The 18488-nt window shown below is 34.9% G+C and carries 18 protein-coding genes; 12 read left to right on the top strand and 6 right to left on the bottom strand.

Annotation, left to right across the window (positions count from 1 at the left end):
- Positions 1-7: 7 nt before the first annotated feature.
- The 3 genes from rplM to RHAB15C_RS04535 all read left to right on the top strand — a co-directional run bounded on the left by rplM (position 8) and on the right by RHAB15C_RS04535 (position 2194).
- A complete protein-coding gene (gene rplM / locus RHAB15C_RS04545) occupies positions 8-457 on the top strand; it encodes a 50S ribosomal protein L13 (protein WP_194845317.1) in 450 nt (149 codons plus the stop codon).
- A 9-nt stretch (positions 458-466) separates the two neighbouring features.
- Positions 467-859 carry a 30S ribosomal protein S9 gene (gene rpsI, locus RHAB15C_RS04540; protein WP_194845318.1) on the top strand — a complete coding sequence of 131 codons (393 nt, stop codon included), beginning with the start codon at positions 467-469 and terminating at the stop codon, positions 857-859.
- Positions 860-1672: 813 nt separating this feature from the next.
- The gene (locus RHAB15C_RS04535; protein WP_194845319.1) at positions 1673-2194 is read left to right on the top strand and encodes a hypothetical protein; all 522 of its coding nucleotides are present in this window, start codon (positions 1673-1675) and stop codon (positions 2192-2194) included.
- An 8-nt stretch (positions 2195-2202) separates the two neighbouring features.
- Here the strand turns inward: RHAB15C_RS04535 and RHAB15C_RS04530 are convergent, their stop codons facing one another.
- From RHAB15C_RS04530 to RHAB15C_RS04515, 4 genes are all read right to left on the bottom strand, one after another.
- Positions 2203-3720: a carboxypeptidase M32 gene (locus RHAB15C_RS04530; protein WP_194845320.1), complete on the bottom strand. Its 1518-nt coding sequence runs from the start codon at positions 3718-3720 to the stop codon at positions 2203-2205.
- A 64-nt stretch (positions 3721-3784) separates the two neighbouring features.
- Positions 3785-4516, bottom strand: coding sequence for a phosphatase PAP2 family protein (locus RHAB15C_RS04525; RefSeq protein ID WP_194845321.1), 732 nt, complete (start codon positions 4514-4516; stop codon positions 3785-3787).
- Positions 4513-5580, bottom strand: a complete 1068-nt coding sequence (locus RHAB15C_RS04520) for an LptF/LptG family permease (protein ID WP_194845322.1) — start codon at positions 5578-5580, stop codon at positions 4513-4515. Before RHAB15C_RS04520 ends, RHAB15C_RS04525 begins: the two co-directional genes overlap by 4 nt.
- Positions 5580-6671, bottom strand: a complete 1092-nt coding sequence (locus tag RHAB15C_RS04515) for an LptF/LptG family permease (RefSeq protein WP_194845323.1) — start codon at positions 6669-6671, stop codon at positions 5580-5582. Before RHAB15C_RS04515 ends, RHAB15C_RS04520 begins: the two co-directional genes overlap by 1 nt.
- 70 nt (positions 6672-6741) lie before the next feature.
- Between RHAB15C_RS04515 and tilS the strand changes: the two genes are divergently transcribed.
- From tilS to RHAB15C_RS04495, 4 genes are all read left to right on the top strand, one after another.
- Entirely contained in the window at positions 6742-7731 is a 990-nt protein-coding gene (tilS, locus tag RHAB15C_RS04510; RefSeq protein WP_194845324.1) for a tRNA lysidine(34) synthetase TilS, read from the top strand.
- A gap of 254 nt (positions 7732-7985) precedes the next feature.
- A complete protein-coding gene (gene ftsH / locus RHAB15C_RS04505; RefSeq protein ID WP_194845325.1) occupies positions 7986-10724 on the top strand; it encodes an ATP-dependent zinc metalloprotease FtsH in 2739 nt (912 codons plus the stop codon).
- A 281-nt stretch (positions 10725-11005) separates the two neighbouring features.
- Complete coding sequence (locus RHAB15C_RS04500; protein WP_194845326.1) at positions 11006-11575, top strand: DNA-3-methyladenine glycosylase I; 570 nt, start codon at positions 11006-11008, stop codon at positions 11573-11575.
- Positions 11576-11717: 142 nt separating this feature from the next.
- Positions 11718-12503 (top strand): aldo/keto reductase, encoded by a 786-nt coding sequence (locus RHAB15C_RS04495; RefSeq protein WP_194845327.1) that lies wholly within the window; start codon positions 11718-11720, stop codon positions 12501-12503.
- A 5-nt stretch (positions 12504-12508) separates the two neighbouring features.
- Here RHAB15C_RS04495 and pnp read toward each other — a convergent pair whose 3' ends face one another.
- Positions 12509-14629, bottom strand: coding sequence for a polyribonucleotide nucleotidyltransferase (gene pnp, locus RHAB15C_RS04490; RefSeq protein ID WP_194845328.1), 2121 nt, complete (start codon positions 14627-14629; stop codon positions 12509-12511).
- A 235-nt stretch (positions 14630-14864) separates the two neighbouring features.
- Positions 14865-15140, bottom strand: coding sequence for a 30S ribosomal protein S15 (rpsO, locus tag RHAB15C_RS04485; protein WP_194845329.1), 276 nt, complete (start codon positions 15138-15140; stop codon positions 14865-14867).
- Between the two features lie 283 nt (positions 15141-15423).
- On the opposite strand from rpsO, the gene tadA reads away from it, so the two are divergent.
- From tadA to prmC, 5 genes are all read left to right on the top strand, one after another.
- Positions 15424-15897, top strand: a complete 474-nt coding sequence (tadA, locus tag RHAB15C_RS04480; RefSeq protein WP_281422342.1) for a tRNA adenosine(34) deaminase TadA — start codon at positions 15424-15426, stop codon at positions 15895-15897.
- Positions 15881-16096 carry a hypothetical protein gene (locus RHAB15C_RS04475; RefSeq protein WP_194845331.1) on the top strand — a complete coding sequence of 72 codons (216 nt, stop codon included), beginning with the start codon at positions 15881-15883 and terminating at the stop codon, positions 16094-16096. The genes tadA and RHAB15C_RS04475 overlap by 17 nt, the downstream gene beginning before the upstream one ends.
- 70 nt (positions 16097-16166) lie before the next feature.
- The gene (locus RHAB15C_RS04470; RefSeq protein ID WP_194845332.1) at positions 16167-16493 is read left to right on the top strand and encodes a type B 50S ribosomal protein L31; all 327 of its coding nucleotides are present in this window, start codon (positions 16167-16169) and stop codon (positions 16491-16493) included.
- A 19-nt stretch (positions 16494-16512) separates the two neighbouring features.
- Positions 16513-17595, top strand: a complete 1083-nt coding sequence (prfA, locus tag RHAB15C_RS04465; protein ID WP_194845333.1) for a peptide chain release factor 1 — start codon at positions 16513-16515, stop codon at positions 17593-17595.
- Entirely contained in the window at positions 17592-18443 is an 852-nt protein-coding gene (gene prmC, locus RHAB15C_RS04460) for a peptide chain release factor N(5)-glutamine methyltransferase (protein ID WP_194845334.1), read from the top strand. Before prfA ends, prmC begins: the two co-directional genes overlap by 4 nt.
- The last annotated feature ends 45 nt before the right edge of the window (positions 18444-18488 follow it).

The following is an 18488-nucleotide window of genomic DNA, read 5'->3' as shown; positions in this document are numbered from 1 at the left end:
CTTGTAGATGAACCCAAAACAAGATAAAACATTTTTTGTCACTAAAGAGGATGCTCGCCTTCATCGCAAATGGCTTAAACTAGATGCGTCAGGTAAAACTTTAGGAAGATTTGCTAGCGAAGTAACTAAAATTTTAAGAGGAAAGCATAAGACAGATTTTACTCCTAATATCGATACAGGAGATGGCGTCATTGTTGTTAATGCAAGTAAAATTGTGGTTACTGGTTCAAAAGATGCTCAAAAAATTTATCGCTATCACACGGGGGCTATGAGCGGGATGCGAGAAATTCCTTATCGTGTTATGCTTGATCGAAAACCTGAATATATTATTTTAAAAGCGATTAAGGGAATGATGCCAAAAACTAGGCTTGCAGAAGCTCAGATGAAAAAGTTGCGTATTTATGCAAAAGAGGAGCACGATATGCATGCACAATCTCCACAATCCATTAACATCTAATAGGGACTTATGAAAGAACAAGAATTTATTGGAACTGGCAGAAGAAAAACAGCGGTTTCTTCTATTCGTCTACGTCCCGGTACTGGAAAGGTAGAAGTAAATGGAAAAAAATTTGAAGAGTACTTTCCTTTGGCTCTACAAAGAACAACCATTTTATCACCTTTAAACGAGGTGGATAATCCTGAGAGCTATGATCTTATCATCCGTGTAAAAGGTGGTGGTATTGAAGGTCAGGTGATTGCATCTAGGTTGGGTATTTCTAGAGCTTTAGTTGAGCAAAATATAAACAATCGCCAAGCATTAAAAAGCCTAGGTTTTTTAACCCGTGATTCTCGTAAAAGAGAGCGTAAGAAGTATGGACAACCAGGAGCTCGTAAGCGCTTTCAGTTCTCAAAACGTTAGTTCTCTCTTTTTGTTTTTTAGGGCTTTATTATTTAAAGCCCTTTTTTATCTAAGTAATGAACACAGAAACTCAATAAATATCTCTTTTCACTAAAGAAGCTTTAGCGACTAAATTGCTCATTGCTTTTAAAAAAAGCACTACAAGCTTATTCTGAAATTATCCCTTGAAAACAGCCTAGATCTATTAGAAAAGGATTTGAAAAAATAAGTTATATTTAAAGATTTAACTGTACGATCAGGCAAAGATATCTAAGATTAGCTCAAAAAACGAGATCTTTTTCTAAGAAAATAGCTAGTCATATTGATATCATTAAAGTTACTACTTATTTACTCACCTTACGCGCTAAAGGCACATTTTCGTAACATTTTTAATCCCTGAAGAGCCATTTGATTCTCTTTCCTACCAAATAAGAATATCTTTTTCATTTTATGCTGATTTTTAATCGTAGAGGACTTCCTCCTCTCTTTTCTTGTTTTAATGTTTAAAACGGGTATAAATCTTGTGTCAAGAGCCATAAAATTCTGGCAAGTCTCTCCAAGAAATTCCTGTTCGCATCACATATAAAAATAGCACAAATTTTTAAGTATTTATATCTTATAAGCTTAAATTTAATATAAAGTCACTTTCTTGCTTTCTTATGTCTTAAAGTCATTTTTTATTAATAAATATATTCAATATTTAGTTAATATTGTTATTTATTTATCATAAATTTATATAACTATTATATTATTTAATAATTATATTTTTTAAATTAAACTATACAAGCAGCTATTAGTGTTTTATATCTATATTAATGCTTGTCTAAGGGAAAAATGGCATTTTCTGTGAGCAATTCGGTTTCTATAGACGGTAAAAAATCTCTTTTTTTATTGAAAAAAATTATAATACTTATCGAAATGATTACAAATGTAGATAAATTATTTAAACATCTCTTTAGAGCAGTGATTCTTTTAGAAAGTGGAGAAGATAATCATCAGCATGATTTAATAAAGCTTTTCAATCTAGTCGCTAATTTTTATAAAAGAGAGGATGAATATATTCTTTCTCATCTTAAAAATGTTAATTTAAACATTAGTCATCATTATTTACATACTACAAAAAATAATTCTAAATTACACTATATTTATAAAGAATCTTTAGTTCAAGCCTATTCATTATTAGATATTTCCGATGAATATATTAGCAAAAAGACTAAGAAACCCGCTCAAAATTTACAAAAAAACATAGGTAAAATTAACGAATTGGTAAACCAGTCTTTAGATCTATTCATGGAATTTTTAGAACCCACTTTATATGAGATCAAAAAACGATTCCCTATCATTGCAATTGCTTAAAAATTATTTTAAGAATCTAATTGATAGAGAGTACTGTATTTTTTTTGTAAGTAATCAATAAAAGGTTTTTCTGAAAGAGCAGAATCTGTAATTTTTTGACAGAGCTCTTCTTGTGTATATTGTCTTCCAAATTGATGAATATGGGTCTGTAACCAAGTACGAATAGGTGAAAGATTTCCTTGCTCTACTTGCGTTTCCCAATCAGGTTGATCTTTTTTGAATTGGGAGAAGAATTGCGCTGCATAAAGATTACCCAAAGCATATGTAGGAAAGTATCCGATCATTCCCAAAGACCAGTGGATGTCTTGCAAGCAACCTTGGCTATCGAGCTTTGGATCAAGGCCTAGATAATCACGCATGCGCTCATTCCAAGCTTCGGGGATATCTTTAACTGATAAAGATCCTTCGATGAGTTGTTTTTCTATTTCAAAACGCAGTAAAATGTGTAGATTGTAGCTAATCTCATCGGTTTCGATTCGTATAAAATGAGGTTTTACACTATTAATGGCTCTATAGAACTGATCTAAAGTAATCAATCCAAATTGTTTAGGAAGCTTTTGTTGTAATATGGGGAAAAAATACTGCCAAAAATGTCTGTTTTGACCAATTAAGGTTTCCCAAAAACGGGATTGGCTTTCATCAATCCCTAAAGAGAGTGATTCAGCAAGAGGAGTTCCATAATGCTCAGCAGCAAGACCCATATGGTACAGGCCATGACCTCCTTCATGTAGTGTTGCGCTAATGGTACCTAAGATGTTTTCTGGGTTTACCGCTACAGTCATACGGGTATCTTTAGGTTGCAGGCCTGTACAAAAAGGATGCAGAGAACAATCTAAACGAGAAGAAGAAAGAGAGAATCCCATTTTTCCCAAAATCAAATGAGCAAACTCTAGCTGTATATGTTTAGGGCATAGCTGATAAAGAAAATCATTTTCTACAAGTGGTTTAATAGATATTTCTTTGAGTAATTGTTTTAAAGGTAGTTTTAATTGGCTAAATATATGTGTTAGATCAGAGGTTTTAGCGTCTGGCTCATAAGTGTCTAATAGAGCATCATAAGGATGCTCTTGATAACCGATAATATCCGCTTTTAACCGGCAAAGAGAAATTACTTTCTGTAGATGAGGAAGAAACAGTTTAAAGTTATTGTGTCCTTTTGCCGTCTGCCATACATGAACTGCTTTAGATGTCACATTGGCAAATTTTTTGACAAAAGAAGAAGGGATTTTAGCTGCTAGCAGATAATCTCTACGCCATTTCTGTAAGGCGATTATTTGTAGAGGGGTTAGATGAGGATCTTTGATTTCTTTTGTATCCAAATCAATTAAAGAATCTAAACCTTTTGCAAAGGCTTTGCTTGTTTTTTTTTGATGAACTAAGCCAGAAAGAAGAGCAACTTGCTCAGGGCGATATTCAATGCCATCTAGTGGCATATAGATTTCTTGATCCCATTCGAGTAGATAGGTAATAGAAGAGAGATGAGTTATTTGTTTAGAGAGCTTAATGAGTCTTTGATAGGGGTGCATAGATTATCCAATGATTTACTTAATCTTTAGAGTAGATTAAAACTCTAAAAAGATGAAGTTAGATTTAGTTATTTTCTATTTGCTTTCCATTAAATATACGTACAAAATAAGAGCTTATGCTATAGGCTAGTGGGGTGCAAAAGGCAATGCTTAAGAAAAATAAAGTAATTCCACCGCTACCTACAATCACATCAGAGAGCCAATGAGCACCTGTAATTAACCTAGGCATACAAAGAAAGCCAGCATAGAGCCAAGCTGCAATAGCAAAGCGCCAACCAGCTAAATAAGAAAAACTGGCAGCAAAAAGTAAAGCTGTTGTGGCATGGTCCCCTGGAAAGCTTGTTTTAGATATATCTTTGATTTTCATCCAAGGCAGTTCCTTTGATAGCATTACGCTATTTTCAACTATCAAAGAAGGACTAGGTCTTGGTATGGAAATAAAATCACGAAAAAGCATTCGATTAACAAAGAAGAGGATAAAAGCGATATATAAAATGCAAAAGAGCAATTGTGCAATACGTATTTTACGTAAAGAATACGGAGATTTTTGTATCCATACAGTGAAAAATGCCAATATACATAGATCTTCTACCCAGTCTGCATATTTGTGATTTGCACAAGCCCAAAACACTTGCCAATAGTGATTATTTAATAGAGATTGATTGATCAGTTTAAAAAATGCAATGTCTAATTTTTGCCAATAGATCGCTACTCTAGGCCATAATAGACTCGTTAGTAAAAGCGCTAGAAGGGTTTGTAAAAGAAAAAGGGATCTGAGTTTATATGAAATGGTCATTGTACTCTCTTAAAATATCGGTAGGAAAATAAACTAAAGCAAATGCAAAAAGGCATAAGGATTGCGTAAAAAGCAGAGATGGTTTCATTCTTGCTAAGAATGATCGTTGCGTCTAGCAGGGTAAAAAAAGCGATAAATCCAAATAGAGCTAAAGCATAGGTTAAAAAGACAGGAAAAGAGCGACTATGGCTTATACAAAAAGGGGCAATGGCAAGAACCACTAATAAAGATAAAAGAGGCATAGTAATTTTCAATAGAAAATAAGAAAGAGCTATAGGATATTCATAAGGGCTTAATCTCTTTTTAAGTAAGTTTTTAAACAGAGTGCTGATCTTTTGATTCTCTAAAGAAAGGGGTGTTTTGTGATTTTCTAGAAGGCCTTTAAATAAAATAAAAGAATATTTTTCAAAAGACTCCATTTTTTCAAAATGTCCTTTGTTATTTCGCTTAAGTTGGTCTACAAAAAAACCTGTGGGTTGTTTTAGATCGTAATAAAGAAATTTCATGCGCCAAATTTCGTCAGCGTTGCGGATCCAAAACACATCGGTTAATAGTTGTTTTTGAGGATCTTTAGCCTGATAAATGAGTTTAGATTGATCTGATAAAGATAATGTATAAAGATGGCTATCTTTAGAAGAAGGTTTCCAGTGCTGTTCTTGGAATCGATCGATAAAAGTTAAACTAGAAGGGAGTATCCATTCATTACTCATATAATTGAAAAGAGCCAGAGCAATAGCTAGATAAAAAAAAGGGCGTAGAATCACTTTTAAGGATAAACCAGAAGCTCTTAGAGCTACTAATTCCCCCTTTATATTGAGCGCAAACAGCACTTTTATCGTAGTAATTAAAACAGCTAGAGGAATCAATAAGTCAGCTCTTTTAATGAACTCAAATAGATAATATAAAAAGATATGAGAAAAAGTAACTCTTGTGTCTTGCATAAAGTTTTGCATATGTAGAGAATAGTCTATTAGTGCATAGAAGAAGTAAAAGCAGCCTAAAAAAAGAAAGAAAAAACCACCTATTTCTCGGATGAGATAGCGTTGCCAGATTTTTAGATGCATTATTCAATTCCTTTGGAAACCAATTTTAGCTGTCTGTAGCTAGCCCAAGCTATTAAAAGATGAGGGATGAGTAATAGGCTGGTAGCTAAAAGCGCATTAGGATACATGGATTTAGCAATAATAAAACATAGCATAAAAAAAGCTGCTAAAGAAATAGCCCATAAGATTTTTTTCTTGGATTGATTGCGACCAATCTGTAGACCTAGGCAAGTACCAATCAAGGTAAAGGTAAACGCGGCAAAAGCAATGGAAATCCGTTTAACTATTTCAATGAGTATTTTCTTAGATATTTTAGAATGTGTTTCTAAGCTCTCTTTTGCTAAGAGCATACGCAATGTTAGGTAATCGTGATGAGATAACCAGTTGGTGTGTTGCATAAACTGACCAAGCTGAATAGCTTTTATTTTCATATGGTCTTGATTTTCAATCATAAGATGATCAAAACCCTGTTCTTGTTTGGAATCAAAAGAAGAAATGTAAGAGATGGCATTCCCTTCTAATTCTTCATTAACCAAAGAGAGATTTTTGAAAGAAAACAAACTAAGGCGATTACTAGAGCTATTTTTAATCGCAATAATAACATCTTCTGCAGATTTAGCTCCTTTTGAGACCTGCAGATCTATATACATATTTTTAAGTTTGACAGGGCTTTCTTTTTGTAAAATAAATAAAGGATTAGAAGTTACTGTTTCGTATATAAGCATTCTTGCTTTACGGCGACAAATAGGAGCTAATTCAAAAGCAATCATAGCATTGAATAAAACCAGCAGAAACCCTGAGGCTAAAATGGGGATTACAATTTTTTGCAAGCTAAGACCGATTGTACGCAGAGCTGTAATTTCTTGATGATAGCTAAGCTTTTGAAAAAGCAAGAGGGAAGAGATCAGACAAGAAATAGGAATAGCAATCGGCAAAATATAAGGGATTTGATATAGAGAGAATAGAGTAATCTTGGTAAAAGAAGATTCGGATGTGATAAATCTAGCAATTTCTTGAAAACGAAGCACAAGTAACACACTAATAAATGCGCTTACGCAAAGAAAGAAAACCTGGAAGTAATTGCGCAATAAATAGCGCCATAAAATGGGCATAAGCGTAAAATAATGGATTAAAAAGTCAAAATCATTCTAGAGGATTGCAAAATATTTCAAAAAGAGGAAAATGTTAAAGGTAAAAGACCCGTTGTTTAAAACGATAAAAGATTTTCTAAAATCTAAAAATGTATCTAGTCAGCCCATTTTATTAGCTTATTCAGGAGGATGTGATTCTAAAGCTTTGCTTTACTTGAGCTTAGAGTGTTCTTTATTATTCAAATTTCCTCTCTATGTGGCTCATATTGATCATGGATGGCGAGAAGAGAGCTGCAAACAGGCTAAAATGCTGCAAAAAGAAGTAGAAGAGCTTGGACTGCTCTTTTACTTAAAAGTTTTACATTTTGAAGATTTTGAAAAAAAAAATCTAGAGCAACAAGGTCGAGAAAAAAGATTACAATTTTTTAAAGAACTTTATAAAAAATTAGATTGTCAAGCTCTTTTATTAGCACATCAAGCAGAAGATCAAGCAGAAGTTGTTTTAAAAAGAATCTGCGAAGGAGCACATCTTACGTCACTACGTGGAATACAATCAGATATGAGATTAGAAGAAATGCGTATTTGGCGTCCTCTACTCTCTGTTTCTAAAAAAACCCTTCGTAGCTGGCTAGAAAAAAGATCTCTTGTTCCTATAGAAGATCCTACAAATGAGAACCTTCAATTTTTAAGAGCAAGAATGCGTAAAGAGATCTTTCCGGAGTTAAGTCGCCTTTTTGGTAAGGAAATTGCTGGAAACCTTTGTAAATTAGGAAGGCAAGCACAAGAACTAGATAGCTATTTTTATCAAAAAAATCTTATGTTATTCACAACGCAAAAAGAAGATTATAACAAAGTAGAATGGGATTTAAATCCCTTTCTGCCTTTAGATAAAGTAGAACTCTATTATGCTGTTAAACAATGGTTGCGAATGCAGAAAGTGATATTACCTAGTTCTTTTATGGATATAATTATGAAATTTATAGTAAAAAGTAAAATTAAAAAAGAGCTTATTTATAAGAAAAAACTATTAAAAATTGATTCCGGGCGGCTTATTTTAATAAAAAATAGCATAAAAAAATAACAGTTTAATATTTATTATGTAATTCTAAATCATTTAGATTCATATAATTCAAACAAAGTAGTTTAAAAATTAAAGAAAAAATAAGTTTCTTTTTGCTAAGATGTAAAAAAACTCCATCTTGCAAGGTTTCATGCTTAAGAGTGGAATATACTTGTTCTCAGTGATTTGATTGTAAAACTAAAAGATAAAAACAGCTTTACTTTAATCGAGATTGAGTGGTTTAATCTTTTAATCCAAGAGAGTGTTTAAATATTATGAATAATGACAATTTAAAACCAGAATCTAGCCCTAAAAAAGGTTTGCCAGGAGGCTTTTTTATTCTGCTACTAGCAGCCGTCTTGGTGATTTTGACCATTCAAAATTTACAGGATGATAAATCTGCTAAAGTTTCTTTTAGTTATCAAGTAGAGCATCTTGTAAATTTGGATCTGATCCAAAAAGACGAGAGCCGTAAAGCAGCATTAAATGATAATTTAGTGACCTTTACTGGCAGGTTTAAGGACAAACAAAGCGATGAAGCAAAGAGCCATTATCGCTACCTTGAACTTCTTTACTTAAATCATGAACTTAGCGGAAAAAAAGAAGAACTTGCTTCTGGGATTGGTCAATCAAAAAAACTGGTGGAAGAATCAGCAGATCTATTACTTCGTTTAAGTGGGCAGCCGATTCCCAAAGAAGGATATGTTGTCATAGACCCTATTTATAATACTCCTAATGAAAACCATAGCGTTGTCATTAAATCTGTTTCCAATCAAGGATTAATCAGTCTTAATGACCTAGAAAAAACATTCCCTTTGCTTTCTCGAGAAACAAACCCCACAGAAACCGCTACTTTTGGTAAGGATTTACTCACCTTGATTGAAAGGTTTCGCTCTCCAGCTCTTGGTATTGGCAATGAAACGATGAAACATCAACTTAAAGAGCTTTATCAAGAAGTGAATCAAGCTTCTTCCTTAACTCCACAAGAGCAGATTTCCATTTATCGAAGCACTCTTACTTCATTAGATCAACTTGTTTCAGAGCTCAATCAAGAACAACAGAATGTACGCCTACTTCAATTAAGAAGTGTACGTAACTATAAGGCTCAATTGGAAGAATATGCAAGCGTGCTTTCTTTGTTAGAGAAAAATGAGGCGCAGTTTGAAAAATCTAGACAAAACGTTGCAAATGTCACTTGGTATTTTAATAACCAAGAATTGTCTACTCGGATGCTAGAAAAACAAGATCCTGAAGTGTACGCTCACTGGTTCTCTCAAGCTAAACAGGAATGGGATAACTTTGGAGTAAATAAAGGAGCTTTATTTAAGGCTCCAGATCAACCTCGTAATCTTGTATTAGAGAAGACCTTTAAAAGCGAAGAGCCCTCTCCTAATTACTTTAGTTATATTTTGACGATTTTACCAGTAGTGCTTGTTGTTGCTGTATTGTATTTTATCTTTTCTCGTCAGATGAAAGGTGTAGGGACAAATGCAATGAATTTTGGGAAATCACCCGCTCGTCTTTTAACTAAAGATAAGAATAAATTTACTTTTAAAGACGTAGCTGGTTGTGAAGAGGCTAAAGAGGAATTGCAAGAAATTGTTGATTTTTTAAAAGAACCTGGCAAATTTACAGCCTTAGGAGCACGTATTCCTAAAGGTGTTTTAATGGTAGGAGCTCCTGGAACGGGAAAAACTTTAATAGCCAAGGCTGTTGCTGGAGAAGCCGATCGTCCTTTTTTCTTTATCTCAGGTTCTGATTTTGTAGAAATGTTTGTCGGTGTAGGAGCAAGTCGGATCCGAGATCTCTTTGATCAAGCTAAAAAGAGTGCTCCTTGTATTATTTTTATCGATGAAATTGATGCTGTGGGACGTCATCGCGGCTCCGGAATTGGCGGTGGGCATGACGAAAGAGAACAAACCCTCAATCAGCTTCTTGTTGAAATGGATGGATTTGATACGAATGAAGGGGTCATTTTAATTGCTGCAACCAATCGCCCCGATGTACTAGATAAAGCACTATTGCGCCCTGGTCGGTTTGATCGAAGGATTGTGATCGATCTTCCCGATATTAAAGGTAGATATGAAATTTTAAAGGTACATGCTCGTAAAATTAAATTGGACCCTGCTGTGGATCTCATGAATATTGCTCGTAATACACCAGGCTCCTCAGGTGCTGATTTAGCAAATATCCTGAATGAAGCAGCTTTGTTGTCAGCACGTAAAGGTCGTTACGCAGTAACAGCGGCTGATGCTGCAGAAGCTTGTGATAAGGTGCGTTATGGAAAAGAGCGCAGAAGTTTAGAAATCTCTCAAAATGAAAAGAAAACTACAGCCTATCATGAAGCAGGACATACTGCAGTTGCTCTTTTTGTCAAACACTCAGATCCTGTGGACAAAGTTACCATTATTCCTAGAGGGTTATCTCTTGGCGCTACGCATTTTATGCCTAAAAAGAATAAACTAAGCTATTGGAAAAAAGAACTTTTGGATGAACTTGCTGTGCTTATGGGAGGGCGGATCGCAGAAGAAATCTTTATTGGAGATATCTCAAGCGGTGCGCAAATGGATATTTCACAAGCTACGAAACTTGCTCGTCGTATGGTGTGTGCATGGGGGATGAATGAAAAATTAGGTACTGTTGCTTATGACGAAGGATCCGATAATGGACAGTATATAGGGGTATCTAACTATCATGAAAAAAGCTATTCTGAAGCAACGGCGGAAGCTATTGATGAAGAAGTTAAAAAGATTCTTCATGAAGCAAATGAAAAGGCAACACAGATTATTTCTGAGAAAAGAGATGGTCTGCAAAGGCTTGCAGAAGCTTTAGTGGAATATGAAACCGTAAGCGGTGAAGAAGCCCGTGCTCTCATCGATGGAACTTTTGACATCGAGAAAAAGAAACGAAGCCTAGAAGAAGAAAAACAACAGAAAAAAGCACCACCACCACCTCAAACATCCTCTGATCGGGCTTTCCCAATTAGCGATAGTCCTTCTTCTCAACAGATTTAAGTTCTTACAAAGAGCTCTTTTTAAGGGCTCTTATTCTTAAAAACATGCCAAATTTTTTCTTATCGGGATTTCTCCAGATATTAAAGCACTCGCTTTCTCAAATCTATTGAATAAGGCCTAGGCATGTCAATGAATTTTTCAATTACTATATACAAGTTTTGCAAGCAACCATGGGTTTAGCTGATTCAACAAGCTTTTTAAAAACTTCTTTTTTGGAGGTTTTTTTATTGAAGTTCATTTATTATCTATAGTGATCTTGTAAAAGGCAAGAGGATGAGCAAATGCTTGGGATTGATGGAAAAAAGCGCTGTTTTGGGGTTAGTAAGCTTTATGCGAAATATCACGACAACGAATGGGGAATCGCTGTACATAATGATCAACATTTATTTGAAATGCTCATTCTTGAAGGAGCTCAAGCGGGTTTAAGCTGGGAGACCATTTTAAAAAGACGAGAGGGGTATCGAAAAGCTTTTCATCGTTTTGATCCTGCAAAAGTTGCCTTAATGAGCAACTTAGAACTAGAAGGTTTACGCCAAAATCCTGAAATTATTCGTAATCAGTTGAAAATTTATGCGGCACGTAAAAATGCTCAAGTATTCTTAAAGATTCAAAAAGAATTCGGCTCTTTTGATTGCTATGTTTGGAGTTTTGTAAACAATAAACCGATTATCAACCATTGGCAGAGATTAGAAGAAATTCCAGCTACTACCATTGAGAGTAATGCTCTTGCTAAAGACCTAAAAAAACGTGGCATGACATTTGTAGGCTCTACGATTATTTATGCATTTATGCAGGCTGTAGGATTAGTTAACGACCATATCACAGAGTGTTGGTGTCATGATCATAGCTGATCAATAATCATCTGATTTTAAGTCTTTTTTTAATCACATCAAACAAGAAGCTATCTTTTCAAAATTTATCCTAAAGATGTATTTAGCAAATAAAACCAAAAAAGTATACTTTTTGATTAAAAATACAAGTTAAGGTTTTTTAATGGATAAAAAAGAAAACGTTCCTTTAATTGGTTTAGGCACATGGAAATTATCGGGTAAGTCTTGTATTTCTACGATAAAAATGGCTTTAGAATTAGGCTATCGTCATATTGACACAGCGCTGATTTATGAAAACCATCGAGATATTGCAAAAGCAATTCAGGGGTTTAATCGGGAAAAATTATTCATTACCTCTAAATTTTTTCTAGATCAAAAGAGTGCTGAAGACAGCTGTAATTTGGTTCTACAAGAGTTAAATTTAGATTATTTGGATTTATTTCTGATTCATTGGCCTGATCGAGAAAAACCGATGATAAAAATTCTAAAAGAGATGGAAAAATTAAAAAAACAAGGTATAGTTCATCATATTGGAGTGAGCAATTTTACTATACATCATCTGCAAGATGCGATAGATAATGGTGTTCGGATTGATTATAACCAAGTGGAGTTTCATCCTTACCTTTATCAAAAAGAGCTGTGGCAATTTTGTCAAAATCACCAAATTGGCTTAATTGCTTACCGCCCTTTGGGTAAGGGAGAGCTTGTTCAAGAGAAAATATTTAAAAAGATAGGGGATAAGTATCAAAAAACACCTGCACAAATCATCTTAAAATGGCTAATTCAAAAGGAAATAGCAGTAGTAGTTAAAGGTTCTTCTAAGCAACATTTACAAGAAAACTTTCATGTATTTGATTTCTTTTTACACACCGAAGATATGAAAAAGATTAATGAATTAAACCGGAATCAACGGTTTTGTGAAACCGATTATTCCGATTTTAATTATTAAAAACCCTAGCCTCCGCGAGCTGCATCTTTGTAGGGCATTGGAAGGGTTGCTTTATGGCTGAGTTTAACTTGACCACGATCATTAATATCTAAGACTTTAACTTCAATGGTATCGCCTAGTTTTACTACATCTTCTACATTTTGAACTCTACTGTAAGCGAGCTCAGAGATATGACATAGACATTCTCTGCCATAGATTTCTACAAAAGCACCAAAATTAACGATGGATACCACTTTCCCTTTATAAGTTTTTCCAATCTCTACATCAGTTGTTAGATTATGGATCATCTCTTTGGCCCTGTTCATCGATTCACTATTAGTGGATGCAATGCTGACACGGCCACTATCATCAATATCGATTTGTGCACCGGTTTCTTCAATAATGGCGCGAATTTGCTTACCTGCTGGTCCAATTAATGTTCCTATTTTTGAAGGTTTAATCATAACAGTTTCGATACGTGGAGCATAGGAGGAAAGGTTTTCTTTGGACTTAGGACATGTTTCAAGCATTTTGTGTAAAATGTGAAGTCTTCCTTGCTTAGCTTGAGCTAGAGCTGCTTGCATAACCTCGATGGTAATCCCTTCTACTTTAATGTCGAGTTGGAAAGCAGTTATTCCTTCCATATCTCCTGCAATTTTGAAGTCCATATCGCCTAAAGCATCTTCTAATCCAAGAATATCAGAGAGAATAGCGAACCTTGTTTCTTCTAAGATTAATCCCATGGCAATTCCTGCAATAGGTCTTTTAATCGGTACACCTGCATCCATTAAGGCAAGACAGCATCCACAAACAGATGCCATGGAAGAAGATCCATTGGATTCTGTAATGTTTGATTCTAAACGAATAACATAGGGGAATACATCCATGGAAGGAATAGCCTTTGCTAACGAGCGTTCTGCTAATTTACCATGACCAACTTCTCGTCTTCCAGGAGCTCCTAAGCGCCCTACTTCGCCAACTGAAAAAGGAGGAAAGAAATATTGTAAATAAAAACGATTAGAAAGCTCTCCATCTAAATTCTCAGAGCGCTGTGCCATGTTTTCTCCACCAAGCGTGCAAACAGATAAAGATTGAGTTTCTCCTCTTGTAAATAAAGCACTGCCATGTGTACGAGGTAAAAAAGAAGGTTTAATATCAATAGCGCGAACTTGGTCTGATCTTCTGCCATCAGCACGTATGTTTTCATCTAAAATCATTTTACGCAGAAGTTCAGCTTGAATTTTTTTAAATGCACTTTTAATCTCTACTTCTGTATATACAATATCTTTATCAGAAGCATATTGAGCAAGTATTTCTGTAAATAGCTCTTTGACAGTAGACTCTCTATCTGATTTTTCTTTGATCCTTAGTGCAGTATTTAGATGAGAGCTTATTTTCTCACGCATATCGTCGATCAAATCTGTAGATAAAAATCTTAATTCTCCAAAATTTTTAGGCTTGCCGATCTGTATTTGCCATTTGCTTAGAGTTTGACAAATCGTTTTAATTGCAGCATGTCCTTTTTCTACAGCTATTAAAACTTGTTCTTCTGTAAGAAAATCAGCATATCCTTCAATCATTAAGATGGCCTCTTCTGTTCCAGCTAACATTAAATCCAATTTAGAGGACTTTTGTTCTTCTACAGTTGGATTGATGATAAATTTCTCATCAATCATTCCAACGCGTACAGCCCCAATGGGTTTAATTAAAGGAATATCGGAAATGACAAGTGCTGCTGAAGCCGCACAAATAGCTAAAGGTTCAGGAGCACTTATTCCATCATAGGATAATACATAAGAGAGAACCTGGACTTCATTAAAGTATCCTTTTTCAAACATAGGCCTTAGAGGTCTATCGATTAATCGACACACAAGAGTTTCTCTTTCTGTAGGCCGCCCTTCACGTTTAATAAAACCACCTAAAGTTTTTCCTGAAGAAGAAAACTTTTCCTGATAATCTATGCGTAAAGGAAGAAAATCTGTTTCTGCAGAAGGGACATTTCCTTGGCAAGCAGTGCTTAACAAAACGGTTTCTCCGCAAGTTAAAACAACAGCACCATTTGCTTGGCGAGCCACTATGCCCGTCTCAAATGTTATAGTTTTTCCTTCTTCAATAGAGACAGTTATTTTCTGATGGTCAAATTGCATGAGATGTTATCTCCTTAAATAGTTTTTAGTGGGGTTGCTTTGGTTGGAGGATGAAATGCCCATTTCATCGATTCGTCAACTAAAATATTACCCTGAAAAGACGAGCTTTAAGTAAAACTATAACAAGAAGAAAGATAAGCAACAAGTCAAATACAGAGCTTTTAAGGCGTTAAAGAGAAAAAACCGCTAAGCGAAGAGTCCTAGCGGTTAGTATAAGCACTCAAGAATTTGCGATTTAAAATTTTTGACGCAAATTTAGTCGTTTGACTAAACTTTGGTATCGCTGAGTATCAGTAGAATTGAGATAGTCAAGAAGCTTACGCCTCTGTCCAACAAGCTTCATTAAGGTAAGTCTAGAGACAATATCCTTGGACTCACGCTTAAGATGTTCACTAATTTCTGCAATTCTTTCTGAAAGGATAGCAATTTGCACATCTGCTGATCCAGTATCTTTTTCATGCAATTGAAATTTCTTCGTGATCTCTTCTTTGGTACCTTTATCTAAAGACATTATAAAAAATCTCCCGTAAAGATTGAGAGTTAAAACAAATAGGCAAACTTTAAATTGTAAAGCATAGGCCCCATTATAACGCAAACCTTTAATGAGAGCAACAGAAAAGCCTTTTTATAGATAATTTTCGCCTTTTTAAAAAATTGATTAACTTTATTTTGAAGCTATGTATTCCTTGCATGTCTTGACTTAAGAAATTTTTACAGTGGAGTTTTTATAGTAAAACCTTGATATTTGAGTTCTTTTAAACGATCTTATTGTTGCTTAAAGTTTTTAGGTTTTTGTGGAAAATGATATTAAATTTATGCAAGAAGCGCTAATAGAAGCGAAAAAAGCTTATAAAAAACAAGAAGTCCCTGTAGGTGCTGTACTTGTATTAAATGACCGAATTGTTGCTCGAGGCTATAATCAGACGGAAGGTAAATCAGATCCAACTCAACATGCAGAAATCATTTGTTTACAAAAAGCTTCAAGAAAGATCAAAAACTGGCGGCTTTTGCAAACTACTCTTTACTCTACTTTAGAACCTTGCTCTATGTGTGCTGGAGCTTTGTTACAAGCTCGTGTTGCTCGTCTTGTGTGGGGAGCCCCTGATAAGCGCTGTGGAGCTAATGGAAGCTTTGTGAACTTATTTTCTTTAAAGCATCCTTTTCACCAAATTAGGATAACCGCTGGCGTTTTGGAGAAAGAATGTTCAGAGATTATGATTCATTTTTTTAAACAGAGGAGGAAGGAAAGAGATGGAAAGTGTTTTTGACGATTTAATTAAGATTCAAAAAAAAAGATTGCTTGTTTGTGCGCAAAGAATTGTTCCTGGGATTATTGAAGATGATCTGCTGCAGCCCAACGACTTTCCTTGTCTCGAGCTTCATCCTCATTTTCGATATGAGGAAGGTGTGCTTGAGGGGCTACTAACAGCTCGTATGGCCTACTTATCTTTAGCACAGAACTCTTAAATTCTTGTTTTTAAATGAAAAAGCGATTAAATTACATGATCAAAACCTATTTTTCTCTTAAGGAGTTATTATGAAAAAGAAAGGCCACCCTCTTTATCAAGAAGTCTTATTTGTTGATTCTGCAACTGGATTTTCCTTCGTTTGTGGTAGCACTCTGCAGACTAAAGAGAGACAAGTTTATGAAGGAAAGGAATATCCTGTATACAGAGCCCCTATTACATCTGCATCTCATCCATTTTTCACAAAAGACAAAAAATTAATTGATTCTGAAGGAAGAGTAGGTCGATTTGTTAATCGATATGCTAAAAAAGTAAAGCAAAAGCAAGAAGAGAATGTAGAGATCATCGAAGCTAAGGCCGGTAAAAAAACCAGCCGTAAAAAAACAAAAAAAACTTAAAACCTAACTTAGGTAGTACATGCAAGAGCAGATGCGTAAGCTTCTTTTTCGATTTGAACAAGTAGAAGAATTGCTGGCTCGAGCAGATGTGCTCTCTGATCAAAAACGTTATCAAGAACTCGCTCAAGAACATTCTTATCTATCAGAAATAAAAGATAAATGGCTGCTTTGTGAAGATCTGCAAAAACAATTAGAGGAAAGTCAAAATTTGTTAAAAGAAGAGAAAGATCTTGTTTTTGCAGATTTTATTCGGCAAGAAATAGAGGAATTGGAAAAAAAAATTTCTATTTCTACTTCTGATTTAAACCATTTGTTGATTCCTCCTGATCCTCTTGATAGCCGTAATGTTATTTTAGAAATGCGAGCTGGTACAGGAGGCGATGAAGCAGCTATTTTCGTCGGAGACTGTGTTAGAATGTATAAATTATACGCAGATTCTAAAGGCTGGAAACATGAGCTTTTGTCTTGTACTTCATCTGAGATGGGCGGTTTTAAAGAATATTTTATGGTTATTTCTGGGCATAATGTGTATAGATGTTTGCAGTATGAGGCAGGGACGCATCGTGTTCAGAGAGTTCCTAAAACCGAAGCACAGGGACGAGTGCATACATCAGCGGTTACTGTTGCGATTTTAGTTGAGCCGGACGAGAGTGAAAAAATTGTTTTAGATGAGAAAGATCTTAAAATCGATACATATCGAGCTTCAGGAGCTGGTGGCCAACATGTAAATACCACAGATTCAGCTGTACGCATTACTCATATTCCAACCGGGCTTGTTACTTCTTGTCAAGAAGAGCGCAGTCAGCATAAAAATAAAGATAAAGCAAAGCGTCTTTTAGTTGCTAAACTTGCAGAAAGAAAAAGAATGAAAGCAGAATCGGAAATGGCTTCTCTTCGAGCTTCTCAAGTAGGAACAGGAGATCGTTCAGGAAGGATTCGCACGTACAATTTTCCTCAAAATCGCGTAACTGATCATCGAATTGATTTAACCCTTTACAAACTCCATTTGATTATGGAAGGGGACCTTGATGAGATTATTAATGCTTTGATTACTTATTTTTATCAGAAGAAACTCGAAAGTGTTGGAAATCAATTTTCATGAGATCTTTAGGTGAAGTTTTGCAAATAGCAACGCAATTTTTGCAACAAAAAGAAATTGTACAAGCCAGACGTTCTGCAGAAGACTTACTAGCGTTTGTGTTGAAAAAATCCCGATTAGATCTTTATCTACAATTTGATTTGCCTTTAGAAGAAAAAGAACTTGAGAATTTTCGCTCCTTGATTAGGCGACTATCTTTAAAGGAACCTATAGAGTATATTTTAGGTCAGATTGAGTTTTATAACTGTCTTGTTTCTTTGAATCCTTTTGTTTTGATTCCTCGCCCAGAAACAGAAATTTTATTAGATCGTATTTGCAGAGAAATTGAGCAAGGAGAAAAAAAACCGCAAATTGCCTGGGACATTTGTACTGGATCCGGTTGCTTAGGTATTGGTTTAAAAAAAAGATTTCCGTTTATAAATGTAACTCTTTCCGATCTTTGTCCCAATGCTTTACATGTAGCTTCTTTAAATGCCAAGCAAAATCAAGTAGAAGTAGAGGTTTTATTAGGGGATTTGCTAAAGCCGTTTGAAGGGAAAAAATCAGACCTTGTAATTTGTAATCCTCCCTACATTTCTTTATCTGAATATGAAACATTGGATCTTAGCGTAAGAGGATTTGAACCAAAGCAAGCTCTTGTAGCAGAAGAGAATGGATTAGCTTTTTATCGTCTTTTGAGTCAGCAATTACCCCTATTTTTAAATAAAGGGGCTAAGGTTTATTTAGAAATAGGAACTACTCAGGGGCAAAAAGTAAAGGAATTATTTGCTAATCCACCTTGGACACGGATTTTTATAGAAAAAGACTTGAGTAGTCACGATCGTTTCTTTTTTCTTGAATTTGAATCTTAATCCGCTTATCCTAAAAGGCAATATTTTTTGTTGTAACGGTATAGA

The sequence above is a fragment of the Candidatus Rhabdochlamydia porcellionis genome (assembly GCF_015356815.2).
Taxonomy (GTDB): domain Bacteria; phylum Chlamydiota; class Chlamydiia; order Chlamydiales; family Rhabdochlamydiaceae; genus Rhabdochlamydia; species Rhabdochlamydia porcellionis.
The sequence above is the reverse complement of the archived record's forward strand: the minus strand, read 5'-3'. Positions and strand labels throughout refer to the sequence as shown.

Bases quoted from the DNA above. Each gene is read 5' to 3' on its own strand.
- rplM (WP_194845317.1), top strand. From the start codon at position 8: ATGAACCCAAAACAAGATAAAACATTTTTTGTCACTAAAGAGGATGCT.
- rpsI (WP_194845318.1), top strand. From the start codon at position 467: ATGAAAGAACAAGAATTTATTGGAACTGGCAGAAGAAAAACAGCGGTT.
- RHAB15C_RS04535 (WP_194845319.1), top strand. From the start codon at position 1,673: ATGGCATTTTCTGTGAGCAATTCGGTTTCTATAGACGGTAAAAAATCT.
- RHAB15C_RS04530 (WP_194845320.1), bottom strand. From the start codon at position 3,720: ATGCACCCCTATCAAAGACTCATTAAGCTCTCTAAACAAATAACTCAT.
- RHAB15C_RS04525 (WP_194845321.1), bottom strand. From the start codon at position 4,516: ATGACCATTTCATATAAACTCAGATCCCTTTTTCTTTTACAAACCCTT.
- RHAB15C_RS04520 (WP_194845322.1), bottom strand. From the start codon at position 5,580: ATGCATCTAAAAATCTGGCAACGCTATCTCATCCGAGAAATAGGTGGT.
- RHAB15C_RS04515 (WP_194845323.1), bottom strand. From the start codon at position 6,671: ATGCCCATTTTATGGCGCTATTTATTGCGCAATTACTTCCAGGTTTTC.
- tilS (WP_194845324.1), top strand. From the start codon at position 6,742: ATGTTAAAGGTAAAAGACCCGTTGTTTAAAACGATAAAAGATTTTCTA.
- ftsH (WP_194845325.1), top strand. From the start codon at position 7,986: ATGAATAATGACAATTTAAAACCAGAATCTAGCCCTAAAAAAGGTTTG.
- RHAB15C_RS04500 (WP_194845326.1), top strand. From the start codon at position 11,006: ATGCTTGGGATTGATGGAAAAAAGCGCTGTTTTGGGGTTAGTAAGCTT.
- RHAB15C_RS04495 (WP_194845327.1), top strand. From the start codon at position 11,718: ATGGATAAAAAAGAAAACGTTCCTTTAATTGGTTTAGGCACATGGAAA.
- pnp (WP_194845328.1), bottom strand. From the start codon at position 14,629: ATGCAATTTGACCATCAGAAAATAACTGTCTCTATTGAAGAAGGAAAA.
- rpsO (WP_194845329.1), bottom strand. From the start codon at position 15,140: ATGTCTTTAGATAAAGGTACCAAAGAAGAGATCACGAAGAAATTTCAA.
- RHAB15C_RS04475 (WP_194845331.1), top strand. From the start codon at position 15,881: ATGGAAAGTGTTTTTGACGATTTAATTAAGATTCAAAAAAAAAGATTG.
- RHAB15C_RS04470 (WP_194845332.1), top strand. From the start codon at position 16,167: ATGAAAAAGAAAGGCCACCCTCTTTATCAAGAAGTCTTATTTGTTGAT.
- prfA (WP_194845333.1), top strand. From the start codon at position 16,513: ATGCAAGAGCAGATGCGTAAGCTTCTTTTTCGATTTGAACAAGTAGAA.
- prmC (WP_194845334.1), top strand. From the start codon at position 17,592: ATGAGATCTTTAGGTGAAGTTTTGCAAATAGCAACGCAATTTTTGCAA.